The 20,539-nt window shown below is 34.9% G+C and carries 18 protein-coding genes; 5 read left to right on the plus strand and 13 right to left on the minus strand.

Features of this window, described 5'->3' with window-relative positions; translation table 11 throughout:
- The 5 genes from ICG50_RS10135 to tsaD form a co-directional block, all read right to left on the minus strand.
- On the minus strand, positions 1–1,104 hold the full coding sequence (locus ICG50_RS10135; protein ID WP_187660800.1) for an AI-2E family transporter: 1,104 nt from the start codon (positions 1,102–1,104) through the stop codon (positions 1–3).
- Between the two features lie 86 nt (positions 1,105–1,190).
- A complete protein-coding gene (locus tag ICG50_RS10140; protein WP_187660801.1) occupies positions 1,191–2,147 on the minus strand; it encodes a zinc metalloprotease in 957 nt (318 codons plus the stop codon).
- A 161-nt stretch (positions 2,148–2,308) separates the two neighbouring features.
- The gene (locus ICG50_RS10145) at positions 2,309–2,947 is read right to left on the minus strand and encodes a DUF4159 domain-containing protein (protein WP_187660802.1); all 639 of its coding nucleotides are present in this window, start codon (positions 2,945–2,947) and stop codon (positions 2,309–2,311) included.
- Between the two features lie 20 nt (positions 2,948–2,967).
- Entirely contained in the window at positions 2,968–3,678 is a 711-nt protein-coding gene (locus ICG50_RS10150) for a 16S rRNA (uracil(1498)-N(3))-methyltransferase (RefSeq protein WP_187660803.1), read from the minus strand.
- A gap of 3 nt (positions 3,679–3,681) precedes the next feature.
- The gene (gene tsaD, locus ICG50_RS10155; RefSeq protein ID WP_187660804.1) at positions 3,682–4,704 is read right to left on the minus strand and encodes a tRNA (adenosine(37)-N6)-threonylcarbamoyltransferase complex transferase subunit TsaD; all 1,023 of its coding nucleotides are present in this window, start codon (positions 4,702–4,704) and stop codon (positions 3,682–3,684) included.
- A gap of 98 nt (positions 4,705–4,802) precedes the next feature.
- On the opposite strand from tsaD, the gene ICG50_RS10160 reads away from it, so the two are divergent.
- From ICG50_RS10160 to ICG50_RS10175, 4 genes are all read left to right on the plus strand, one after another.
- Positions 4,803–9,338 carry a translocation/assembly module TamB domain-containing protein gene (locus ICG50_RS10160; RefSeq protein WP_246448737.1) on the plus strand — a complete coding sequence of 1,512 codons (4,536 nt, stop codon included), beginning with the start codon at positions 4,803–4,805 and terminating at the stop codon, positions 9,336–9,338.
- A gap of 142 nt (positions 9,339–9,480) precedes the next feature.
- Positions 9,481–10,467 (plus strand): 6-phosphofructokinase, encoded by a 987-nt coding sequence (gene pfkA / locus ICG50_RS10165; RefSeq protein WP_187660805.1) that lies wholly within the window; start codon positions 9,481–9,483, stop codon positions 10,465–10,467.
- Between the two features lie 79 nt (positions 10,468–10,546).
- A complete protein-coding gene (gap, locus tag ICG50_RS10170; RefSeq protein WP_187660806.1) occupies positions 10,547–11,557 on the plus strand; it encodes a type I glyceraldehyde-3-phosphate dehydrogenase in 1,011 nt (336 codons plus the stop codon).
- A gap of 187 nt (positions 11,558–11,744) precedes the next feature.
- Positions 11,745–12,596: a BadF/BadG/BcrA/BcrD ATPase family protein gene (locus ICG50_RS10175; RefSeq protein ID WP_187660807.1), complete on the plus strand. Its 852-nt coding sequence runs from the start codon at positions 11,745–11,747 to the stop codon at positions 12,594–12,596.
- Positions 12,597–12,665: 69 nt separating this feature from the next.
- Here ICG50_RS10175 and ICG50_RS10180 read toward each other — a convergent pair whose 3' ends face one another.
- The 8 genes from ICG50_RS10180 to ICG50_RS10215 form a co-directional block, all read right to left on the minus strand.
- Positions 12,666–13,166 (minus strand): hypothetical protein, encoded by a 501-nt coding sequence (locus ICG50_RS10180; RefSeq protein ID WP_187660808.1) that lies wholly within the window; start codon positions 13,164–13,166, stop codon positions 12,666–12,668.
- A gap of 76 nt (positions 13,167–13,242) precedes the next feature.
- Positions 13,243–13,629 carry a DUF4279 domain-containing protein gene (locus tag ICG50_RS10185; RefSeq protein ID WP_187660809.1) on the minus strand — a complete coding sequence of 129 codons (387 nt, stop codon included), beginning with the start codon at positions 13,627–13,629 and terminating at the stop codon, positions 13,243–13,245.
- 35 nt (positions 13,630–13,664) lie between these two features.
- On the minus strand, positions 13,665–14,063 hold the full coding sequence (locus tag ICG50_RS10190; RefSeq protein ID WP_187660810.1) for a DUF4279 domain-containing protein: 399 nt from the start codon (positions 14,061–14,063) through the stop codon (positions 13,665–13,667).
- Positions 14,064–14,198: 135 nt separating this feature from the next.
- Positions 14,199–14,729, minus strand: a complete 531-nt coding sequence (locus ICG50_RS10195; protein ID WP_187660811.1) for a hypothetical protein — start codon at positions 14,727–14,729, stop codon at positions 14,199–14,201.
- A 144-nt stretch (positions 14,730–14,873) separates the two neighbouring features.
- Complete coding sequence (locus tag ICG50_RS13120; protein WP_222940183.1) at positions 14,874–15,086, minus strand: hypothetical protein; 213 nt, start codon at positions 15,084–15,086, stop codon at positions 14,874–14,876.
- 570 nt (positions 15,087–15,656) lie between these two features.
- Positions 15,657–16,046 carry a putative quinol monooxygenase gene (locus ICG50_RS10205; RefSeq protein WP_187660813.1) on the minus strand — a complete coding sequence of 130 codons (390 nt, stop codon included), beginning with the start codon at positions 16,044–16,046 and terminating at the stop codon, positions 15,657–15,659.
- A gap of 132 nt (positions 16,047–16,178) precedes the next feature.
- Positions 16,179–16,565: a RidA family protein gene (locus tag ICG50_RS10210; RefSeq protein WP_187660814.1), complete on the minus strand. Its 387-nt coding sequence runs from the start codon at positions 16,563–16,565 to the stop codon at positions 16,179–16,181.
- Positions 16,566–16,588: 23 nt separating this feature from the next.
- Complete coding sequence (locus ICG50_RS10215; protein ID WP_222940185.1) at positions 16,589–19,255, minus strand: putative LPS assembly protein LptD; 2,667 nt, start codon at positions 19,253–19,255, stop codon at positions 16,589–16,591.
- Between the two features lie 131 nt (positions 19,256–19,386).
- On the opposite strand from ICG50_RS10215, the gene ICG50_RS10220 reads away from it, so the two are divergent.
- The gene (locus ICG50_RS10220; protein ID WP_187660816.1) at positions 19,387–20,511 is read left to right on the plus strand and encodes an N-acetylmuramoyl-L-alanine amidase family protein; all 1,125 of its coding nucleotides are present in this window, start codon (positions 19,387–19,389) and stop codon (positions 20,509–20,511) included.
- Positions 20,512–20,539: the final 28 nt, after the last annotated feature.

Raw genomic sequence — 20,539 nt, forward strand, 5'->3', positions numbered from 1 at the left:
CTAAATGTTTTTGGTTAACAACTTAATGATTTTATTATCCGGAAAGAATTCTTTGCCAAAAACTTTGAGAATAGTATAAAAGGGTATGGCAATAATCATCCCAACTATACCAAACAAGAAACCGGTTATCAAGACCACCAAGAAAATTTCCAAAGGATGGGAACTTACACTTTTAGAGAAAATCATTGGGGAAGAAATATTATTGTCGATTAACTGAACAATCCAAAAACCAATCATTACATATATGGTTAGGGGTAATATTTCTGTTTGAAAATCTCCACCTAAGTTGCTGAGCATGGTTAAAATCGCCGCAACCACAGAAGCTACCAACGGTCCGATATAAGGTACAATATTTAATACGGCACATAAAAAAGCAATGAGTAAGGCATTTTCTACTCCGAAAATCAGTAATACAATCAGATATAAAATGAATACAATTAGCAATTGCAGTAACAATCCGATAAAATAGCGTGACAATAAATGATTGATTTTGTGCAAGGAATGTAAGATTTTGTCTTCTTGCGATTCGGGGATTAAATCTTTAGCGCTTATGATAAATACCAAACGGTCTTTTAGAAAGAAAAAGGTAATGAATAAGACAGAGGCTAATCCAATTCCGAAGCTGCTAACTGTACCTATAATGGAATTAAACAAATCGGGTATAAAACTAAAACTCAATCTGGAACTGATGTTGGCTTCTTTAAAAAGTCTTGATGAATCTATGCCATGGTTATCAAGGTATAAAGCTATTTTATTGAATAATTCGAGAGAGCTTTTTTCAATAGCCGTTGTATTTAAAAGGGATAAATTTTCACCTTGTGCTAGTACTAGCGGAATAAACATGGATATCAAACCAAAAATGAGCAAGACAAAAATGATCAATGTGGCTATGGTAGCAAAAATATGGTTGAACTTAAGTTTTCTTTTAAAAAAGTCCAAAATCGGATTCCCTATTAAGGTTAAAATAAAAGCAACAACTAAATAGATAATTACCGATTGAATTTGATATAAAAAGTATAAGGCTAAGGCGGCCAATACTATTATTCCAACCCCTTTAACTATTCCTAATGCAATCGTTTTTGAAGTTACCTTTGAAGTGATCATGTTTTTTTATTTGGACTAAAAGTAAAAAAAAACTCGTCTAGTTAATCATAACTAAACGAGTTTTTCTAAAATTATATAAACAATTATTATGGCTGAGCAAAAGAGAATCTTGCACCACCTGAAAGGAATAGTGCATCCATTCTGGTTTTTTGACCTGTGGTAAACATATACATACCTCTGTCGTCAGTGTAGTCCATGTAATTCATAGTCATTTCTATCGGAGTTCCTGAACAAGTACTGTAATGAGGATAAGCCGGAACACCATAGTTAGCCGTGTTGTGCGTTGGAGTATCCGCTACTAAATCGCTTCCGCAAGTAGTATCACCCCAAATGTGACGTAAGTTTAACCAGTGACCTACTTCGTGAGTAGCTGTTCTACCTAAGTTGTATGGATAAGATGGTCCGGTATTGCTGGTAACGCCTACATATTTTGAATCAACCACAACTCCGTCAGTAGCAGATGAACCTCCAGGGAATTGAGCATAACCTAAGATTCCACCACCAATAGTACAAACCCAAAGGTTTAATTTAGTAGTTGGAGAAGTTGGGTTAAGACCACCACTCTTGGTTTTTTTCATGGCATCTCTGGTTCCCCATGATGTTTTGGTAGTCGATTTTCTGATTACTTGGTCTAAAACGAAAGTGATTCCAACATTTGCTTTTACTCCCGAAAAAATGGAAGGCACTAAGTTGTAATCAGAATTTGAAGCATTAAAATCGGCATTTAAAACATCAATCTGAGATTGAATTTGAGCCAAAGAAATGTTTTCAGCAGCCGTTCTGTACAATACATTAACGACAACCGGAATTTCAATACTTCCGTTAACCAAACGACTTTGGTTAAGTATTGCATTTTCGGTAAAAGCTTCAATCTGATTCATTTTAGCTGCCAATTCAGGATTTTCTTGTAATTGTCTTTCAAAAACTTCTTGAGTGTGACAAGATCTTTTAGATACTCGAGCTTCTGAGTTGGTAGATTTTTCATCCACTTGACAAGAGAACAACATTAGCAAAGCTGCTAATGATAAACAGGTTTTTTTCATTTTTATATAATTATTTGGTTAAATAGTTACTGCAATTTTATAGAATAACTAGTTAATATGAAAAAAAAGCAAAATAAGTTTTGAACAAATCGATGAACAGCAACAATTTTGCAGATTCTTCATTTCAAATCGAATTTAATATAAGAAATGAATTACAAAAATTAATTATTGAAAATGTAATTTAAAATGTTTGAACCCATTTTTAAGGCTTTCTCACGCACTTCTTTTGGATTGTTGTGTACTTCAGGATCTTCCCAACCATCACCTAAGTCACATTCGTAAGTGTAGAGTAATACCAATCGGTTCTCTATGAAAATCCCAAAGGCTTGCGGTCGTTTGTTGTCGTGTTCGTGAATTTTAGGCAAGCCTGTAGCAAACACATTTGGTTTTTGAAAAATAGTATGACTGGCCGGAATTTCAACCAAATCATTGTTTGGAAATATTCTTTTGATTTCTCGGCGAATATATTGGTCCATGCCGTAATTATCATCAGCATGTAAAAATCCACCGGAAAGAAGATAGTTTCTTAAGTTTACAATTTCAGCATCGCTAAAAACTACATTACCATGACCGGTCATGTGCACAAAAGGATAACCAAAAATATCAGGACTACCGGGTTCAACAGTCGCCGGTTTGGCCTTAATGTTTGTATTGATGTTTTGATTGGCGTATTTTATCAAATTGGGCAAAGAAGTAGGATTAGCATACCAATCGCCACCACCATTGTATTTTAGCAAAGCAATTTCTTGGGAAAAACCAATTGAAGTTATCAATAGAAAAAGGAAAAAAAGTTTTTTCATAAACTAAAAATCATTAGTTGTCAATTATCTTCATTTTTAAACACCACCGAATGACAGGCCACTATCGCAGCAGTCTCAGTTCTCAAACGGGTTTGTCCCAAAGATACAGGAATATAGTTATGCTCAAGTGCCAATTGGATTTCTTTAACAGAAAAATCGCCTTCCGGACCAATTAAAATAGTGACATCTTCATTGGTTTTTAATTCGTTTTTCAAGGATTTTTTGTCGGTTTCCTCGCAATGGGCTATGAATTTTTGACCTTTATTTTCCTTTTTTAAAAAGTCTTTGAACGAGATTGGTTCGTTAAGTTTAGGCAAATAATAATGCAAAGATTGCTTCATGGCGCTTTCCAATATTTTCTGAAACCTATCGGTTTTAATTACTTTTCGCTCCGAGTGTTCGCAAATAACTGGTGTGATTTCTTGAAGGCCGATTTCGGTGGCTTTTTCCAAAAACCATTCATAACGTTCGTTCATTTTGGTTGGAGCCACGGCCAAATGCAAATGAAATTTCGGTTTTTCTTGTTGTTCCAATGCATTGATTTTGACCGTACATTTAGTATCGGATGCAATAGTAATTTCAGTAGTGAATAAAAATCCTAATCCATTCGTGACATACAAGACATCACCTTCTTTTTTGCGCAATACTTTTATGATGTGCTTGCTTTCTTCTTTGTCAAAAACAAAAGAAGTAGCGGTTTCATTAATCGATGGATTGTAGAATAATTGCATGGTTTAAAATTCAATACGTGCTTTAGAAACGACAGTCGAATCGGTGAATTTGTCGTGTAAATATTTTTGGTAACCCACGATGCCAATCATCGCCGCATTGTCGGTAGTATATTCAAATTTTGGGATAAAGGTTTTCCAGCCGTATTTTCCTTCGGCTGCTTTCAAAGTAGTTCTAATGCCCGAATTCGCCGAAACACCACCGCCAATAGCAATTTGCTTGATTCCGGTTTCGGCTACAGCCAATTTCAATTTGTTCATCAAAATTTCGATAATAACATTTTGAACAGAAGCACAAATATCATGTTTGTTTTCTTCAATAAAATGGGGATTGATCAACACATTTTTCTGAATAAAATAAAGAATTTGTGTTTTCAAACCGGAGAAGCTAAAGTCCAATCCTTCAACTTTTGGTTTGGTAAACGGAAATTTTTTCGGGTTGCCTTCTTTGGCAAATTGGTCAATTAATGGTCCGCCCGGATAGGGTAAACCTAATATTTTAGCGGTTTTGTCAAAAGCTTCGCCAACAGCATCATCAGTGGTTTCGCCAATGATTTCCATGTTAAAAAAGTCATTTACTTTTACAATTTGGGTATGTCCACCTGAAATAGTAAGCGCTAAAAACGGAAAGGTTGGTTTGTCAAAACCTTCCTCGTCTATAAAATGAGCCAAAATGTGTGCATGCATGTGATTCACAGCAATCAGTGGAATATTCAAGGCCATCGATAAAGATTTGGCAAAAGAAGCACCTACTAAAAGCGAACCCATCAAGCCCGGACCTTGAGTAAAAGCAATGGCTGAGAGCTGTTCTTTTGCAACATTGGCTTTCTTTAAGGCGACATCAATTACCGGTACAATATTTTGCTGGTGTGCCCGTGAAGCCAATTCCGGAACAACACCGCCATATTCTTCATGGATGTTTTGTCGGGCAACCACATTGGAAAGTACTTTGTCACCACACAAAACAGCCGCCGCTGTATCGTCACAAGAACTTTCAATCGCCAGAATAAAAACTTTTTCAGTATGCATAAAGGGCACAAATTTTGATTTATATTTGACAAGCCTACAAAAAATCAAAAATAAAGATTTTTTGCAAAGGTAATTTTCTTTCCTAAGTCAAACACCATTTGGAAAAAAATAAAAAAGATAGCAAGTTAAAGAAAGTCAGAAAGATTGTTTTACGCACCATTGCTGTGCTGCTATTACTTTTGTTATTGACGGTTATTGCCTTGTCACTGCCTTATGTACAAACCAAAATTGCCCGTTACGCCACCAATACAATCAATGAAGATTATGGAACTAACATCAATATAGAGCAAGTAGCTATTACTTTTTTTGGTGGAGTTAAGTTAAAAACCGTACTTGTTTTAGACCATCACAACGATACTTTGATTTATTCTAAACGAATTAAGACCAGTATTCTGGATATGAATAAGTTGATTAATGGTAAATTACTTTTCGGAGATTTAGAGTTTGATCAATTTTATCTTCAGATTAAAACTTATAAAAAAGAACGAGATACTAATCTGGATTTGTTTGTGGCTGCTTTCGATGACGGAAAAAAGAGCAGTGGAAAATTTTTAATGACTTCCAAAAACATTTACTTGAAGGACAGTCGGTTTATGATGATTGACGAAAATCGCGCCAATCCTAAGGATGTTGATTTTACCAAGTTAAATGCTCATTTAAAGGATTTTAAAATTAAAGGACCTGATGTGACTGCCAATATCACCAAGATGAACTTTCATGACCATCGCGGGGCAACCATAGATAATTTATTGGCTAATTTTACTTACACCAAGAAAAATATCCGGTTGGAGAAACTCCAAGTAAGAACCCCTGAATCGTATTTAAACGGACAAATTATACTCAAGTACAATAGAGACAATAAAGATTTTAGTGATTTTAATAATAAAGTTAAGTTTGAAGTTGCCATCGATAGTGCTACTTTGTCAACCAATGATATCCGATATTTTTACAAAGAATTAGACAAGAATCAAAAGTTCTATTTGAATGCCAAAATCAAAGGTACTCTGAATAATTTTTATGCTACTGATTTGTATTTGCAAGACCGTAAAAATAGTATTATCAAAGGCGATGTTAATTTTAAAAACCTGTTTCCTCGTGCGCCCGGCGCATTTTACATGAAAGGTGATTTTGATAAAATTTCTTCCAATTACAACGATTTGACAAAACTTTTACCGAACATTCTAGGCAAAAAATTACCCACTTCTTTGCAAAAATTAGGACAATTTCAATTTGTCGGAACGGCTGAAGTAACACAAAAATATATCAACGCCGATTTTGTAATGAATACCGCTTTGGGATTAGTAGAATCTGAATTGCATATGTCTGCTCTCAACAATATTGACAATGCAAAGTATAATGGCTATGTGATTTTAGATAATTTTGATGTTGGTAATTTGATTAACGATAAAAGTATCGGAAAAGTTAGTCTTGACTTAGCCATCGACGGAAAAGGATTTACACAAAAATACTTAAATACCTCTTTTGTTGGAGATGTTTTCCAAGTAAATTACAATGGTTACAATTACACAAAAATTATAGTAGACGGCTCGTTTAAACAACCTATTTTTAAAGGAAAAGTTAATGTAAATGATCCCAATTTATTCATGGATTTTGAGGGCACAGTTGATTTGACAGAAAGGGAAAGTATTTATGATTTTCATTCTGAAATAGACTATGCAAATCTTGACAAACTCAACTTTATCAAAGACTCTATTGCGGTGTTCAAAGGAGATGTAGTGGTCAATGCCAAAGGAAGTTCATTAGACAATCTGAAAGGAAATTTGGTGCTGACCAATGCCTCTTATCAAAATAAAAAAGACATTTATTTTTTAGATTATTTGGAAGTCAATTCAAGTTTTGGGCTCAATGGAGAAAGAGACATTACCATCAATTCACCTGATGCTATACAAGGCTCAGTGGTTGGAAAATACAAGTTCAATGAAGTACAGAAAATGGTAGAAAATTCTCTAGGCAGTTTCTATTCCAATTACAAGTCTAATAAAGTCTTGCCCAATCAATATTTAAAATTCAATTTTGCTATTAACAGTAAAATTATCGAGATTTTTAATCCCGACATTACTTTAGCGCCAAATACAGTTTTGAAAGGCAATATAGGTTCTGACACTAAGAATTTCCATTTAGATTTCAATTCTCCGAAAATAACGGCTTACGAAAATACGTTTGATAATATATTGGTTCAGGTTGACAATAAAAACCCACTTTACAATGCCTATGTTCAATTGGATTCCATTAAAACCAAGCATTATAAGGTTAGGGATTTTAGTATGATTAATACTTTTTCTAAAGATACTTTACGTTTTAGGACAGAATTCAAAGGTGGTAACAAAGGACTTGATTTTTACAACTTGAATTTTTACCATACCATCAATAATGAAAATAAAAATGTAGTTGGCTTTGATAAATCGGAATTACAGTTTAAAGATTATTTGTGGTTTTTAAATGAGGAAGAAAATGAGCAGAGTAATAAAGTAGTCTTCGATAAAAAATTAACTAATTTTTCTTTTCAAGATTTTGTCGTTTCTCATGAGAATCAGAAAATTAATTTCATGGGAATGATCAATGGCAAGCAAAACAAAGATTTAGAACTCACCTTTAATAATGTCAATTTAAACAAAGTCACACCCGACGTTGAAAAATTTAAGTTTGAAGGCAATTTGAACGGAAAAGTAAATTTCAAGCAAACCAATACCGTTTTTCAACCTACGTCTAAATTGGAAATAGACAGTTTATCGGTCAATGGCATTGCCTTAGGAAATTTGAATTTAGACATTGAAGGCGATGAAACCCTGCGTAAATTTTACTTGAATTCTAATCTTGAGAACGAAAATGTAGATTCTTTCAGCGCTGATGGTAATATAGAAATTGTAGACGGACAAACATTATTGGATGTAGATTTGAGTTTTGACAAATTTAATTTGGGTGTTTTAAGTAAAATTGGAGGAGAAGTGATTACTAATATTCGTGGGTTTGCAACCGGTAATGCACGAATTGACGGCAATGTAAACGCCTTAGATTACAATGGACGCCTTTACATTAATGAAGCGGGCATGAAAATTCCGTATTTAAATACCGATTACCAATTTGTCAATAATTCAATAGTTGATATCACCGAAAACAAGTTTATTGTTAGAGAAACTACGATTACCGATACCGAGTATAATACCAGAGGAACAATAAATGGATTTATCAAGCACAAACAGTTTGCTGATTGGCAGTTGGATCTGGCCATAAGTACAGACCGCCTTTTAGCATTAAACACAGAAGATTCAGAAGATGCTGCATATTATGGAAGAGCGTTTATGAATGGCTCGGCATCGATTAAAGGCCCAACAGATGGTCTTATGATAAGTGTAAACGCAGAATCAGCGCAAGGAACAGATATTAAAATCCCAATTAATGAAGCAGAATCTGTTGAAGAAAATAGTTTTATTCATTTTATAACACCAGCTGAAAAAGCCAATAAAGGAAATGATAGGATTACCCAAAATAAAAAATACAATGGTTTAGAATTAGACTTCAATTTTGAAATCAACAAAAATGCTGACATAGAGGTGATTTTAGACCGGAATTCGGGGCATGGAATGAAAGGGAAAGGGTATGGAACTTTGCTTTTCAGAATCAATACTACCGGAAAATTTCAAATGTTTGGAGATTTTATCGCTTTAGAAGGGGAATATAATTTTAAGTACGGTGGAATCATAGACAAAAAATTTGCGGTTAAAAAAGGAAGTTCAATTATTTGGCAAGGAGATCCGATGGCTGCAACACTCAACTTGGAAGCAATTTATGAAACTTCTGCTAATCCGGCAGTTTTAATTGACAATCCTTCTTTCAATAAAAAAGTAGACGTTGAGGTGGTTATTGGAGTAAAGGGAAGTCTCGCTAATCCGGAACCCGATTTCAATATCAATTTTCCTACCGTTGGGAGTTCCTTAAAATCTGAAATTCAATACCAATTAGATGATAAAGACAAGCGGCAAACACAAGCATTGTACTTACTTTCTACCGGTGGTTTTTTGAGTCAAGAAGGTGTCAACCAAAACCAATTGTCTAACAATTTATTCGAAAAAGCGAGTAGTCTTTTTAAAGATATTTTTTCCGGAGACGATGACAAAATTTCTATAGCTCCCGAATATGTAGTTTCTGATCGAAATGGTACCGGTCAAGAAACGGATGCCCGGTTTGGTGTTACTGTTTCTTCCCGAATTAATGACCGAATTACTGTAAACGGAAAAGTAGGTGTACCGGTTGGCGGTATTTCTGAAACGGCCATCGTGGGTGATGTTGAGGTTCAATATAGGGTAAATGATGATGGAACTTTGAATTTAAGAGTGTTCAATAAAGAAAACGATATTACATACATTGGTCAAGGAATTGGCTACACTCAAGGGATAGGAATGTCTTATGAAGTCGATTTTGATACGATGAAAGAATTGATTAATAAGATTTTTAAAAACGCCAAAATTGATCGCGTTAAAACCCAAAATCACGCCGATCAAGACTCTGAAATGTTTCCGGAAGGAATCAAAATGAAAACCAAAAATGAGTCGGAAAACGACAAGAAAAAAGCAGATATAAAGGCCAATCAAGAAGCTGTTTCTCCCGAAGATTAAGACCTGACTCCATTTCCGGATTTACCACAACCAAAAACTTATCAACGAAAACGATTGAATTTCACCTATTTTATTAATATATTAATAATATGGGTAAAAAACTACTTCATCTTTGCTAATTTTACATTTTAATCAGATAAAAATGTCTAAAAGCATAAAAAAAATTGGGGTGCTAACCTCCGGAGGTGATTCACCGGGTATGAATGCAGCCATTCGATCTGTAGTCAGAACTTGTGCCTATCACCAAATTGAGTGTATCGGTATTTACCGAGGCTATCAAGGTATGATTGAAGGTGATTTTAAAGAAATGGGACCGCGTAGTGTAAACAATATTGTAAACAAAGGCGGAACAATTTTGAAATCCGCTCGATCAAAAGAATTCATGACCGTTGAAGGCCGACAAAAAGCCCACCAAAACTTAGTCAACTCAGGTGTTGATGCTCTAGTGGTGATTGGCGGAGACGGCTCTTTTACCGGTGCTGAAGTGTTTAACGCTGAGTTTGATTTTCCGGTTATGGGAATTCCAGGGACTATTGATAATGATATTTTCGGAACCAGTCACACTTTGGGTTATGATACCGCTTTGAATACAGTAGTAGATGTAATCGATAAGATTCGTGATACGGCCAGTTCGCACAACCGACTTTTCTTTGTAGAGGTTATGGGAAGAGATGCAGGTCACATCGCATTAAACGCCGGAATAGGAGCAGGAGCAGAAGAAATCCTAATTCCTGAAGAAGATTTAGGCTTAGAACGTTTGTTAGATTCTTTAAAGAAAAGTAAAGCTTCGGGCAAATCATCCAGTATAGTGGTTATAGCCGAAGGCGATAAAATTGGGAAGAATGTATTCGAATTAAAAGATTACGTTGAAGCCAATTTACCGGAATACGATGTTAGAGTTTCAGTTTTGGGTCATATGCAACGCGGTGGCGCACCCTCTTGTTTTGACCGAGTTTTAGCTTCAAGATATGGCGTAAAAGCGGTGGAATCTTTATTGGAAGGAAAAAGCAATTTTATGGTAGGTTTACTAGCCGATAAAGTAGCGTTAACTCCGTTAGAACAAGCCATCAAAGGTCGTTCTGAAATCGACAGAGAATTATTAAGAGTTTCGGATATTATGACCACATAAAAAAAATACTGCCTTCAGCGGTAATTTATTGGGCCAACAAATGCAACAATAGTATAAATAGAAAATTAAATAAAATAAAATGTCAAAAGTAAAGTTAGGAATAAACGGTTTCGGAAGAATTGGAAGAATAGTTTTTAGAGAAACCTTTAACAGAGATAATGTAGAAGTTGTAGCCATCAACGATTTATTAGATGTAGATCATTTGGCTTATTTATTAAAATACGATTCAGTACACGGACGATTCAATGGAAAAGTAGAAGTGAAAGACGGTAAATTATTTGTTAATGACCGATTCATCAGAGTAACGGCCGAAAGAGATCCAAAACTAATCAAATGGGATGACAAAGATGTGGATGTAGATATTGTAGCCGAATGTACCGGTTTCTTCACCACAATTGAAACTGCTAAAGCTCACATTGATGGCGGTGCCAAAAAAGTAGTAATTTCAGCGCCTTCAGCCGATGCACCAATGTTTGTTATGGGTGTAAATCATACAGAAGCTAAAGCTACGGATACTGTTGTTTCTAACGCTTCTTGTACTACCAATTGTTTAGCGCCTTTGGCCAAAGTAATCAACGATAATTTCGGAATTGTAGAAGGTTTGATGACTACGGTTCACGCCTCTACATCGACTCAAATGGTAGCTGACGGACCATCAAGAAAAGACTGGAGAGGCGGACGTGCTGCCAGCGTAAATATTATTCCTTCTTCCACCGGTGCGGCAAAAGCCGTTGGAAAAGTGATTCCGTCCTTGAACGGTAAATTAACCGGAATGTCTTTCCGTGTCCCTACAGTTGATGTTTCAGTAGTGGATTTGACTGTAAAAGTAGCCAAAGAAACTTCTTATGAAGAAATCATGGCCGTATTGAAAAAAGCTTCTGAAAACGAACTAAAAGGGATTTTAGGCTACACAGAGGATGATGTAGTTTCTCAAGATTTTGTTTCTGATTCAAGAACTTCAATCGTCGATGCTAAAGCCGGGATTGGTTTAAATTCTACCTTCTTCAAATTGGTTTCTTGGTATGATAATGAATACGGTTATTCCAGCAAATTGATTGATTTATCAGTGCATATTGCCGGTTTAAAATAATAAATAAAAAAATCCCGTTATCTTTGTAGGTGACGGGATTTTTTATACCTAAAACTAAACTAATCGAGGCGCAACTGAATTGTTTGGAGCGACTCGAAATAAAACCAATAAAATAAAGAGAATTAAGATTTATAATTTGAACTCAGTTTTAAATTCGTAATTCCTAATTCGTAATTCCTAATTGATTATGAAATTATTAGTTGATAGTGGTTCTACCAAAGCCGATTGGATTGCGATTGATGACAACGGAAAAGTGCTTTTCACCACTCAAACTTTAGGATTAAATCCTGAAGTATTAGACAAAGATGCTATACTTGAAAGACTTAACGAAAAGTTTGATATTGAGCACAACAAAGACAAAGCAACCCATTTGTTTTTTTATGGTGCCGGTTGTGGCACCGATAGAATGAAAAAATTCTTGACCATAGTATTTGAAGAATATTTCAGAAACGCTGTGGTTTCGGTACATGAAGATACTTATGCCGCCGTTTATGCCACTACTCCAAATGACGAGAAAGCCATTGTTTGTATTTTGGGAACCGGTTCAAATTGTAGTTATTTTGATGGTAAAGTTTTACACCAAAAAGTACAGTCTTTAGGGTACATCGTTATGGATGACGGTTCCGGAAATCGCTTTGGAAGACATTTAATTCGCGGTCATTATTTCAATAATATGCCGGAAGATTTGTCAAAAGAGTTTGCCGATGAATACAATTTGGATGCCGATTATATCAAAGCCAATTTGTACAAAGAAGACAATCCAAATGCTTACTTAGCCACTTTTGCTAAGTTCATCATCAAGCACAAAGACAATCCTTTTTGTCAAAAAATCATCAAAAAAGAATTGAAATCTTTTGCCAAAAACTATATCATGCAGTTTGACAATTGCCGAGAAGTACCGGTGCATTTTGTAGGTTCCATCGCGTTTTATTTGAAAGAGGAATTGGAACAAGTTTTGGCCAAATATGACATCAAAATTGGCAATGTACTCCGAAGACCAATCGACGGACTGATTGCCTATCACATTTTAAATAAATAGTAAAAAACCTAACAGCGATGTTAGGTTTTTTTATGCTTTGGTTTGTGTTGAATTTTGGTGGTTCTTCTTTTAAAAATATTTATAAGTATCACTTTCTTCACCATCATTTTTCAATTTCATTTCTTTAAATATCTCTATAAGTTTGTCACCTTTATCTGTGCAAAGTTCCGGAAAAGCAATGTTTTTTGATTGTCTGCTACCACCACATTCTGCGCAAAACTCATAAAAATCAACAATCTTATTCTGTTTGTAAAATAAAATTAAATGTCTTGGATTATAACAATCAGCCAGCAAGCATTCCTCTTCGGTTGAAAGTAAAACTTCCGCTATTTTTTCAGAATAATGTTTGTCTAAAACGACATTATCAATAATGTTTATGTCTGGAATTCGAATAGTATCTTTTTCTATTTTCAGTTCAAATTTGCTACTATACACATCTCTATGTGTATTGTAGGAGACAAGCCTGATTTTGTCATATCTTTTTAAAAATTTAGAAGTTTTCTTTTCCTGCTCATTACAGGACAGGATAAAAGTTGACATTAGAATTAAAAGGATAATTTTTTTGTTCATTGGGATTGTCTGTTTAAGTTCCGGAAAATGACTGTTAGCTTTCCGCAGTTGTTACAAACTGCTGTTAGAAACGTAGCTAAACACTATAAATGTCAAACCAAATATCAACATTTAATTTTCCAAGTTCCGTTAGTTGATTTGGTGACAAAGTTGGGCCACCATGTCCATCTTTGGAAAGCCAATAACATGAAATATCGATTTGGCTTCCTTCGGATTGAATTTTTTTCAAAATATCAATTTTTGGCCTAAACTTTTCAATCAAATAATCAATATGTCTACGTATGTCTTTTGAATCTAATATTTCTTTTGTTGAATAAAAGTAACCATTAAAATCTACTCCGGTTGATGTATCACTTGGTTTAATTTCCAACCTTTCCACAACATTTGAGTTTTTACTATAAATTCTCAAAGTTGCATATGTTTCTCCACACGTTGGATAGTTGTCGTTATATGGGTTATTCATGGGCTATAGTTGTAAATTGTTGTTATGTTACGTAGTTACTTATTATTATATATATCACAATCAATTACACCTCCTACAGTATTTACAAATTCCAATATCTTTTTACTAAAATGTAATCCAGGAGTTTCATCGCCTAAATATATTACGACTTCCAAAACAAAACTAATCTCTGGATTTTCGGCTTTTAATTTTAAAAATTCAACTTTATGATTGTTAAGTTTCATTATCAATTTTTCAATTTCTTCGAAAAAAAATGGATTTGTTAAATTGCCAGTTGAGTATTCCCAAATTGTACAAACCGGAACTTTCCCTTTTTCAAACATTTTCTGGAAACTAGTAGGCTTTACGGTTAAATATTTATCAAACTCTTGTAAACCAAAGTTTTCATTTTCAGTTTTAATTGCAAAATATGTATATCCTGTTGTGTCTTTCATTACAATTTTTCTCCTGTGGTGCATTAAGTGCCATAGCTTGCAACAGCTTTGACGATTTATTACTGATGCTTCCAAATATAAAACTCCTTTTTGAATTTTAGGAGAAAATTCGGGATAAGCCCAAGCGCGCAGTAGTTACAAACTGCTGATATGAGTTGATTTATATTGTAAAGACCTGTTTATTTTACCGAAAATCTCTTCATTTTTTCCTTTCACCAAACTTATTTCAGTCTTTACAAAAACACCTTCCGGATAAACTTTTAATTTATATAAAAATTTATCAATTAAACTTTTAGATTGCTTGACATGACTTTCCAAATCTTTTAATTCAAAGCAAACAAATGTACTTCCTCTACTTTGCCATAAGTTAACTTGCGTAATGTTTTTCCAGTATATTTTGATATCATTGATATGATCATAAAAATACTCTTCGGTTAATTCAATAGCTGGTTTCCCTGACAACTGTCTGCTAAGATTTTTGACTGTATTATAAAAATGATTCCATATAACACGCCAAATTATTAAAGCTAAAATAATTCCATAAGGTTGATGTTTATTCCAAACGAATAATAAAGTTATTAAAAAGAATATTGTAATAGTAATTATAGAATCAGTCCATAATTTCAATGGATAATACGAAAGTTGATTGTCTGATTGTTCGCTCATAAAGTGGTTCATAACGTTCCGTCGCTTGGCGTCAGTAGCGGTAAGTTAAAGAAAAATGTAATAAGAAATACTGAAGTTCAGCGTATTTTCCAAGAAAGACAAACTAGCTATTGCGCCAAACGGCTGTTAGCGGTAGTTTTATTTTTACTTCTCATACTCGATTAATTCTCCTAGATCTGTTTCAAGAATCATTTTTTCATTATCTAGGTATTTTATTTTTGATTTTCTACTACCATAGAGGGTAATATAAATTATTTTAAAACCACCAAATAAGCCTCTTCTCAATTTTATAAAAGATGAATGATTATTAAGTGGTATTCTACCATTTTCAAATTTATCTTTTTCAAATGTGTTCATTTGACCGTTTTTTCCATCAAAAGAATATTGATAAATTTCACTTGAATGATTATTTTTTATAACCCAATTACCCTTCAGTATTCTTTGAACGTCATCTTTGGTATTACAACATTTTAGTTTTTGAGAATTACAATTTAATATTGAGAGAAAGAAGAAAGTAAAAATTAAAACCCTGAATTTCATAAGATGTAGTGTCGTTAAAAATTACCGCTAACTCATCGATATATACCATAATCAAACAAGTCTATAACAAATATAAAAAAATTCCTTCTTGAATCGTTCCGTTATTCTTTTTCGGGAGTCAGATATTCGGGTGTAACGGTCAGCAGATCAAAAATGGAACTCTGAAGTCCATTTGCTGTAGTCCGAAGCATTGCTGCAAGAGTCCGAAACTTGTTCGCGAGAATCCGAAGCTTTTTCGTGTGAGTCCGAAGCTCGTTTGAGGGAGTCCGAAGCTCGTTTGACGGCTGCGAAGGCTTGGAAATGCTGTAAAGTTGGTTTTTGGGTCAAAAAAGTTCTTTATCTATTACCTAATGAATGTTTTCTGTTTTTCAACTAACTTAATGAAGGCTAAAACACTTTCTCCACTTGCCACAAAGAAATCTCCGGTGGTCCGGCTAAAAAGTTTCGGGCATTGGTAATGAATTGTTGTAAATGAGGTGTTTTCATATGCTCGTTTCCGTAATAAACAGCATCTTGCCATTCTTCATAAAGCAAAATATTCGTTGGGTCTTTGGGGTCAACATGGAGTTTGATACTCACAAAATGAGGCTCTTTTTTAACTTCCTCAATCAATGCAGTTAAGTTATTGATAACTTCTTCACTTTTATTGGGTTGGGTTTTGTATTTCACCAAAACTATGGAGTTTTTTGAAGCTAAAGTTGATGGGTTATTCCAACTCAAACAAAGGAATGCCATCAACAGTATAAAAATCGGAAGTACTCTTTTGATCGTTTTCATGAAGCTGGTTTTTGGTTGAATTGTAAAGGTAAGCAATTGGTGTTTAGGTCTATAAATAAAAAATCCTTCATTGTTATACACAATAAAGGATTCATCTATTTTTAATCTGTAAACTGAGACTGCGACTGTAGGCTATTTAATCGCTGTCATCGAAATCTCTACATTCACCCCTTTAGGCAAACCGGCTACTTGTACCGTTTCTCTTGCCGGAGCCGTACTTTCATCAAAGTAACTTCCGTACACAGCATTAATTCTGGCAAAGTCACCCATATCCATGATGAAAATAGTCGTTTTTACCACGTTGTCAAAAGTCATGTCAGCCGCTTCCAAAACCGCTTTCATGTTTTCCATTACTTGTTTGGTCTCAGTTTCGATATCGTCTAAAACCAATTCCATCGTACTCGGATTCAAAGCAATTTGGCCTGAGGTGAATAAAGTATTACCTACTAAAACCGCCTGGTTATAAGGTCCAATCGGTGCCGGTGCTTTGTCTGTAAAGATTATTTTTTTCTCACTCATAATTCACAATTTACAATTCACAATTATCTTAAGGTTCTGTCCGGAAGCGAACGTCTGTCCCATTTGATGTCGCTCAACACACCGGATTTGATTCCGATAAAGAATCCCCAATAAGCATTCTCGCCAAACGGTACCCAGTTGAAATCCATACGCCAACTCAACAAATCTCGTTCAAATCTGAATTGGGTAAACGTAACACCTCTTTGAACAAAGTCATATCCGGTGGACACCCCAATTTTCCATTTAGGCGTCAAATCAGTATTCATCGAAATCATGATTGAATTTCCGGTAATTTCTTGTTCCCTACTATTGTTAGAATAAGTTAATGAATAGGCCAAAGTCATGTCCCAAGGCAATTCGTATTTGAAAAATTCTGTCGGTGGTTTTTCTTCCCCATCATCTTCCTCGAATTGGCTTTGACGTCGGTCACTCAAATCGGTATTGGTCCCGAATAAATCATCTTCACGACCGCCATTTCGTTTGCCCTGCTCGTTTTTCTTATCATCACCATCGCCATCTTTGCTCGAAAAAGAGTAGTTCAAAGTCATATTGGCACTGGTCATTCTAAACAAACTTCCTCCGTTGTCAATATTCCAAGTATCAATTCTTCGTCCGGCATTGTTAATCGCATACGGATCTAAAGTCGCGGCAAAGTTAATATTCATCTTTTGATTCAATATCTGTGTTCCACCGCTGACACGCATTGGAGACCATCGCAAGGAATCAGCCGTAATGTCATAACTGGTTGAGAAATTTAAGTTGTTTAACAGCATCACTTTTTTAGGTTCAGTTGCGGTTGAATCTTTGTCGGTTACTTTGGCTTCAAAAGTATTGCTTAAGTTGAAACCAACATTGTTTGACATATTTTTTCCGGGAGCGCCAAAAATACCGCCGTCAAAACGGGTGTAGTCTTTTACCATGGTTCCGCTGCCGTCCGGGTCATAAGTGTCGAAATATTTTTCAAAACTCGGCGTATAACTATATGTAATGTTTGGTCTCATTACGTGTCGGATGGCCTGTATCTTTTTAGTTTCCCCTAAATTAAAGGTTCCGTATATTGTAGTTCCAACACCGGCTGTAAAAGAATAAGTTCTAAAAGCATCAAATCCTTGTACTTCAGTGTCAACTACTTCATTAACGTTGGCATCATATTGTTTCCGTATGGTTTTTAAATACCAAACTTCATTATAATTTACCGAAGTGGTAGCGCTGAAGTATTTGAATATTTTAAAGTTGGTACTCAACGGAATGCTGTGTTGAAACCCTACTTTAGCATCGCGAAACATTTCCGACTTAAAGAAAAGTGAATCCGTGGTTTGAATTCTGTTTTCACCTCTTAGGTTGTACTGTAAATTGATGTTTTTGAAAAATCCTTTTTTGATTCCGTCTTTTGGGGCAAAAGGAAAAATCCTGTCCACGCTCATTTGTAACGTAGGCAAAGTCATGTTGATTTGCTCTGTATTGGTGTTTTGTGAATGAGTTGCGGTTAGAGACAAGTTGACCTGAGGCACCGAATTAAACGTTTTTGAATACGAAATCGAAGAACTCAAAGTGTTATTTAAACCCGAACTCACATTCATCTGATTTAAAGATTGGCGGAAATACTGGCTACTTCCTAAGTTCACCGAAGCCGAGAATCTTGAGTTTGGATTTGATTTTCCGTCTTTGGAGTGTGACCATTGAATGTTGTAATTGTTGGCTCTCGAATAATCAGGATAACCTCTTTCGCTTTGGATTAAATTTTCAAAACGAACATTGATGTTTCCTAAGAATTTATAGCGTTTGGCATAAGAGGACTCAAATCGGAAGCCATAACTTCCGTTGGTAAAATAGTCGCCTAAAATTGCTAAGTCATAATGGTCACTCAAAGCAAAATAGTAACCACCATTCTGTAACGAAAAACCACGTGTATTACTGTCATTATAAGTAGGCATAATTAAGCCTGAACGCGCCTTGTCCGACATAGGGAAAAAAGCAAATGGCAAAGCAATTGGTGTAGGTACATCAGCAATCACCATATTGGTTACGCCAACCACTACTTTTTTACCGGGAACTAATTTCACTCGGTCCGTTTGGAAATAATATTCCGGATTGTCAATGTCTTTGGCTGTGGTAAAACGAGCGCCTTTCATGAAATAAACCGAGTCGTTTTCCTTTTTGGTGATCCTCGCTTTGATGTTCATTTCCCCTTGTTGGCTTCTCGAATTCCATACTAAAGCTTTTTTAGTTTTAGTATTAAATCGAATGGAATCCGGTTCTACTACATTGGCGCCTTGTTTAAAAACCGGTCTTTGCGTAAGGTTTCCTAATGAATCTTTGATTCTACCTGCGTAAATTTCATCTTTTTGGTAATCAATTACAATGATGCCCGATTTTAATTCGATATCTTGATAATAAACTTCTGCTTTGTTGTAAAGGGTGATGAGTTTTTTCTTTTGGTCTAATTTTTCATAGTCAACCGCTTTCCTTTTTATTTTACCATCTAAAAAAGCTTTCTTAGGTTTGATGCTGTCCTTTTTAGTGGAATCAATCACTTTGGTCAAGTCTTTTAACTCGACTTTAGTGCTATCTGCTTGGTTTTTAGCGGGAAAAGGATTGTTTTTTGGAGGTAAGTCTTGTGAATATGTTTTCGCGTTTCCCAATGTTAGGAAAATTGTTAAAAAAACGATATTAAATAAGTTTCTTTGCAAAGGTTTAATGCTATTTTTGTAGAAATATGGCTTGGTTTTTGACGTGGCAAACTTAAACAATATTTCCGCTCAAAAATAGGTAAATATTACATTTATGACCGCCGGGTTTTAATTTAAATTAACTTTTACAAATGAAATTAAATAATAAGAACATTCTTTTCTCGATAGTTTCGATGTTGTTCGTTTGTAGTTGGGCATGGTCTCAAAACGGTAAAGCATTCACAGTGATACTCGATGCCGGTCATGGCGGGAAAGATCCCGGGAATTCCTATCATGGTTTTGTTGAAAAAGAAATTGCATTAAAAACCACACTCAAAGTTGGCAAACTTTTAGAAAGTGAGAAGGATATAAAGATTATTTACACCCGAACTACAGATGTTTTTATCGAATTGGTCAACCGACCAAAAGTAGCCAACAAGGCCAATGCAAATTTATTTGTTTCTATTCATTGCAATTCGGTAACCAATCAAGTGCCATCCGGAACAGAAACTTTTGTGATGGGATTGTCTCGGGCCAATATGAATTTAGAAGTAGCCAAAAGTGAAAACTCGGTTATTTTATTAGAAGACAATTACAAAGAAACTTACCAAGGATTTGATCCGAAGAAACCGGAATCACTAATTGGTTTGACCATGATGCAGGAAGAAAATTTGAATAGCAGCATTGATTTGGCTACTAAGATTCAAGATAATTTCACCAACAACTTAGAGCGTAAATCAAGAGGTGTGAAACAACAACCGTTATGGGTTTTAGATGCCGCTTACATGCCGAGTGTCCTAATTGAATTGGGTTTTTTATCCAACAAAGAAGAAGGTGAATTTCTGAATTCTGATGAAGGACAAAATAAAATGGCAAGTCAAATTGCCGAAGCCATCATCAAATACAAAAAGGAGTATTTTAATGAGGCATATAACACTAACGAGAATGTAAAATATTTGGATAGAAAGGTTGTAAAGGAAGTTGCTGAGCCTATTGCGGTCAAAGCAGAAGAAACTGCCCCAACTGCTAATGTAAAAGAAGGTTTGTATAAAATCCAATTGTTTGCAACTTCTAAAAAAAGAGAGACCACTTCGCCTGATTTTAAAGGGCTTAAAAATATTTCATTTACCTTGGAAAATAAATTATACAAGTATTTTTACGGGAGTGCTGTCAGTTTGGAAGAAGCTAAAAAGTTAAATGAAGAAGCCAAAAATCAAGGTTTTCCGGATTCGTTTATTGTTACCACCGTTGGAGGAAAAACAGCTGCCTTCAAATAATTAAAAAAAATAAAGATATTTTGAAATT

Source organism: Flavobacterium buctense (assembly GCF_014486695.1).
GTDB classification, from domain to species: Bacteria; Bacteroidota; Bacteroidia; order Flavobacteriales; family Flavobacteriaceae; genus Flavobacterium; species Flavobacterium buctense.

Bases quoted from the DNA above. Each gene is read 5' to 3' on its own strand.
- ICG50_RS10135 (WP_187660800.1), bottom strand. From the start codon at position 1,104: ATGATCACTTCAAAGGTAACTTCAAAAACGATTGCATTAGGAATAGTT.
- ICG50_RS10140 (WP_187660801.1), bottom strand. From the start codon at position 2,147: ATGAAAAAAACCTGTTTATCATTAGCAGCTTTGCTAATGTTGTTCTCT.
- ICG50_RS10145 (WP_187660802.1), bottom strand. From the start codon at position 2,947: ATGAAAAAACTTTTTTTCCTTTTTCTATTGATAACTTCAATTGGTTTT.
- ICG50_RS10150 (WP_187660803.1), bottom strand. From the start codon at position 3,678: ATGCAATTATTCTACAATCCATCGATTAATGAAACCGCTACTTCTTTT.
- tsaD (WP_187660804.1), bottom strand. From the start codon at position 4,704: ATGCATACTGAAAAAGTTTTTATTCTGGCGATTGAAAGTTCTTGTGAC.
- pfkA (WP_187660805.1), top strand. From the start codon at position 9,481: ATGTCTAAAAGCATAAAAAAAATTGGGGTGCTAACCTCCGGAGGTGAT.
- gap (WP_187660806.1), top strand. From the start codon at position 10,547: ATGTCAAAAGTAAAGTTAGGAATAAACGGTTTCGGAAGAATTGGAAGA.
- ICG50_RS10175 (WP_187660807.1), top strand. From the start codon at position 11,745: ATGAAATTATTAGTTGATAGTGGTTCTACCAAAGCCGATTGGATTGCG.
- ICG50_RS10180 (WP_187660808.1), bottom strand. From the start codon at position 13,166: ATGAACAAAAAAATTATCCTTTTAATTCTAATGTCAACTTTTATCCTG.
- ICG50_RS10185 (WP_187660809.1), bottom strand. From the start codon at position 13,629: ATGAATAACCCATATAACGACAACTATCCAACGTGTGGAGAAACATAT.
- ICG50_RS10190 (WP_187660810.1), bottom strand. From the start codon at position 14,063: ATGAAAGACACAACAGGATATACATATTTTGCAATTAAAACTGAAAAT.
- ICG50_RS10195 (WP_187660811.1), bottom strand. From the start codon at position 14,729: ATGAGCGAACAATCAGACAATCAACTTTCGTATTATCCATTGAAATTA.
- ICG50_RS13120 (WP_222940183.1), bottom strand. From the start codon at position 15,086: ATGAACACATTTGAAAAAGATAAATTTGAAAATGGTAGAATACCACTT.
- ICG50_RS10205 (WP_187660813.1), bottom strand. From the start codon at position 16,046: ATGAAAACGATCAAAAGAGTACTTCCGATTTTTATACTGTTGATGGCA.
- ICG50_RS10210 (WP_187660814.1), bottom strand. From the start codon at position 16,565: ATGAGTGAGAAAAAAATAATCTTTACAGACAAAGCACCGGCACCGATT.
- ICG50_RS10220 (WP_187660816.1), top strand. From the start codon at position 19,387: ATGAAATTAAATAATAAGAACATTCTTTTCTCGATAGTTTCGATGTTG.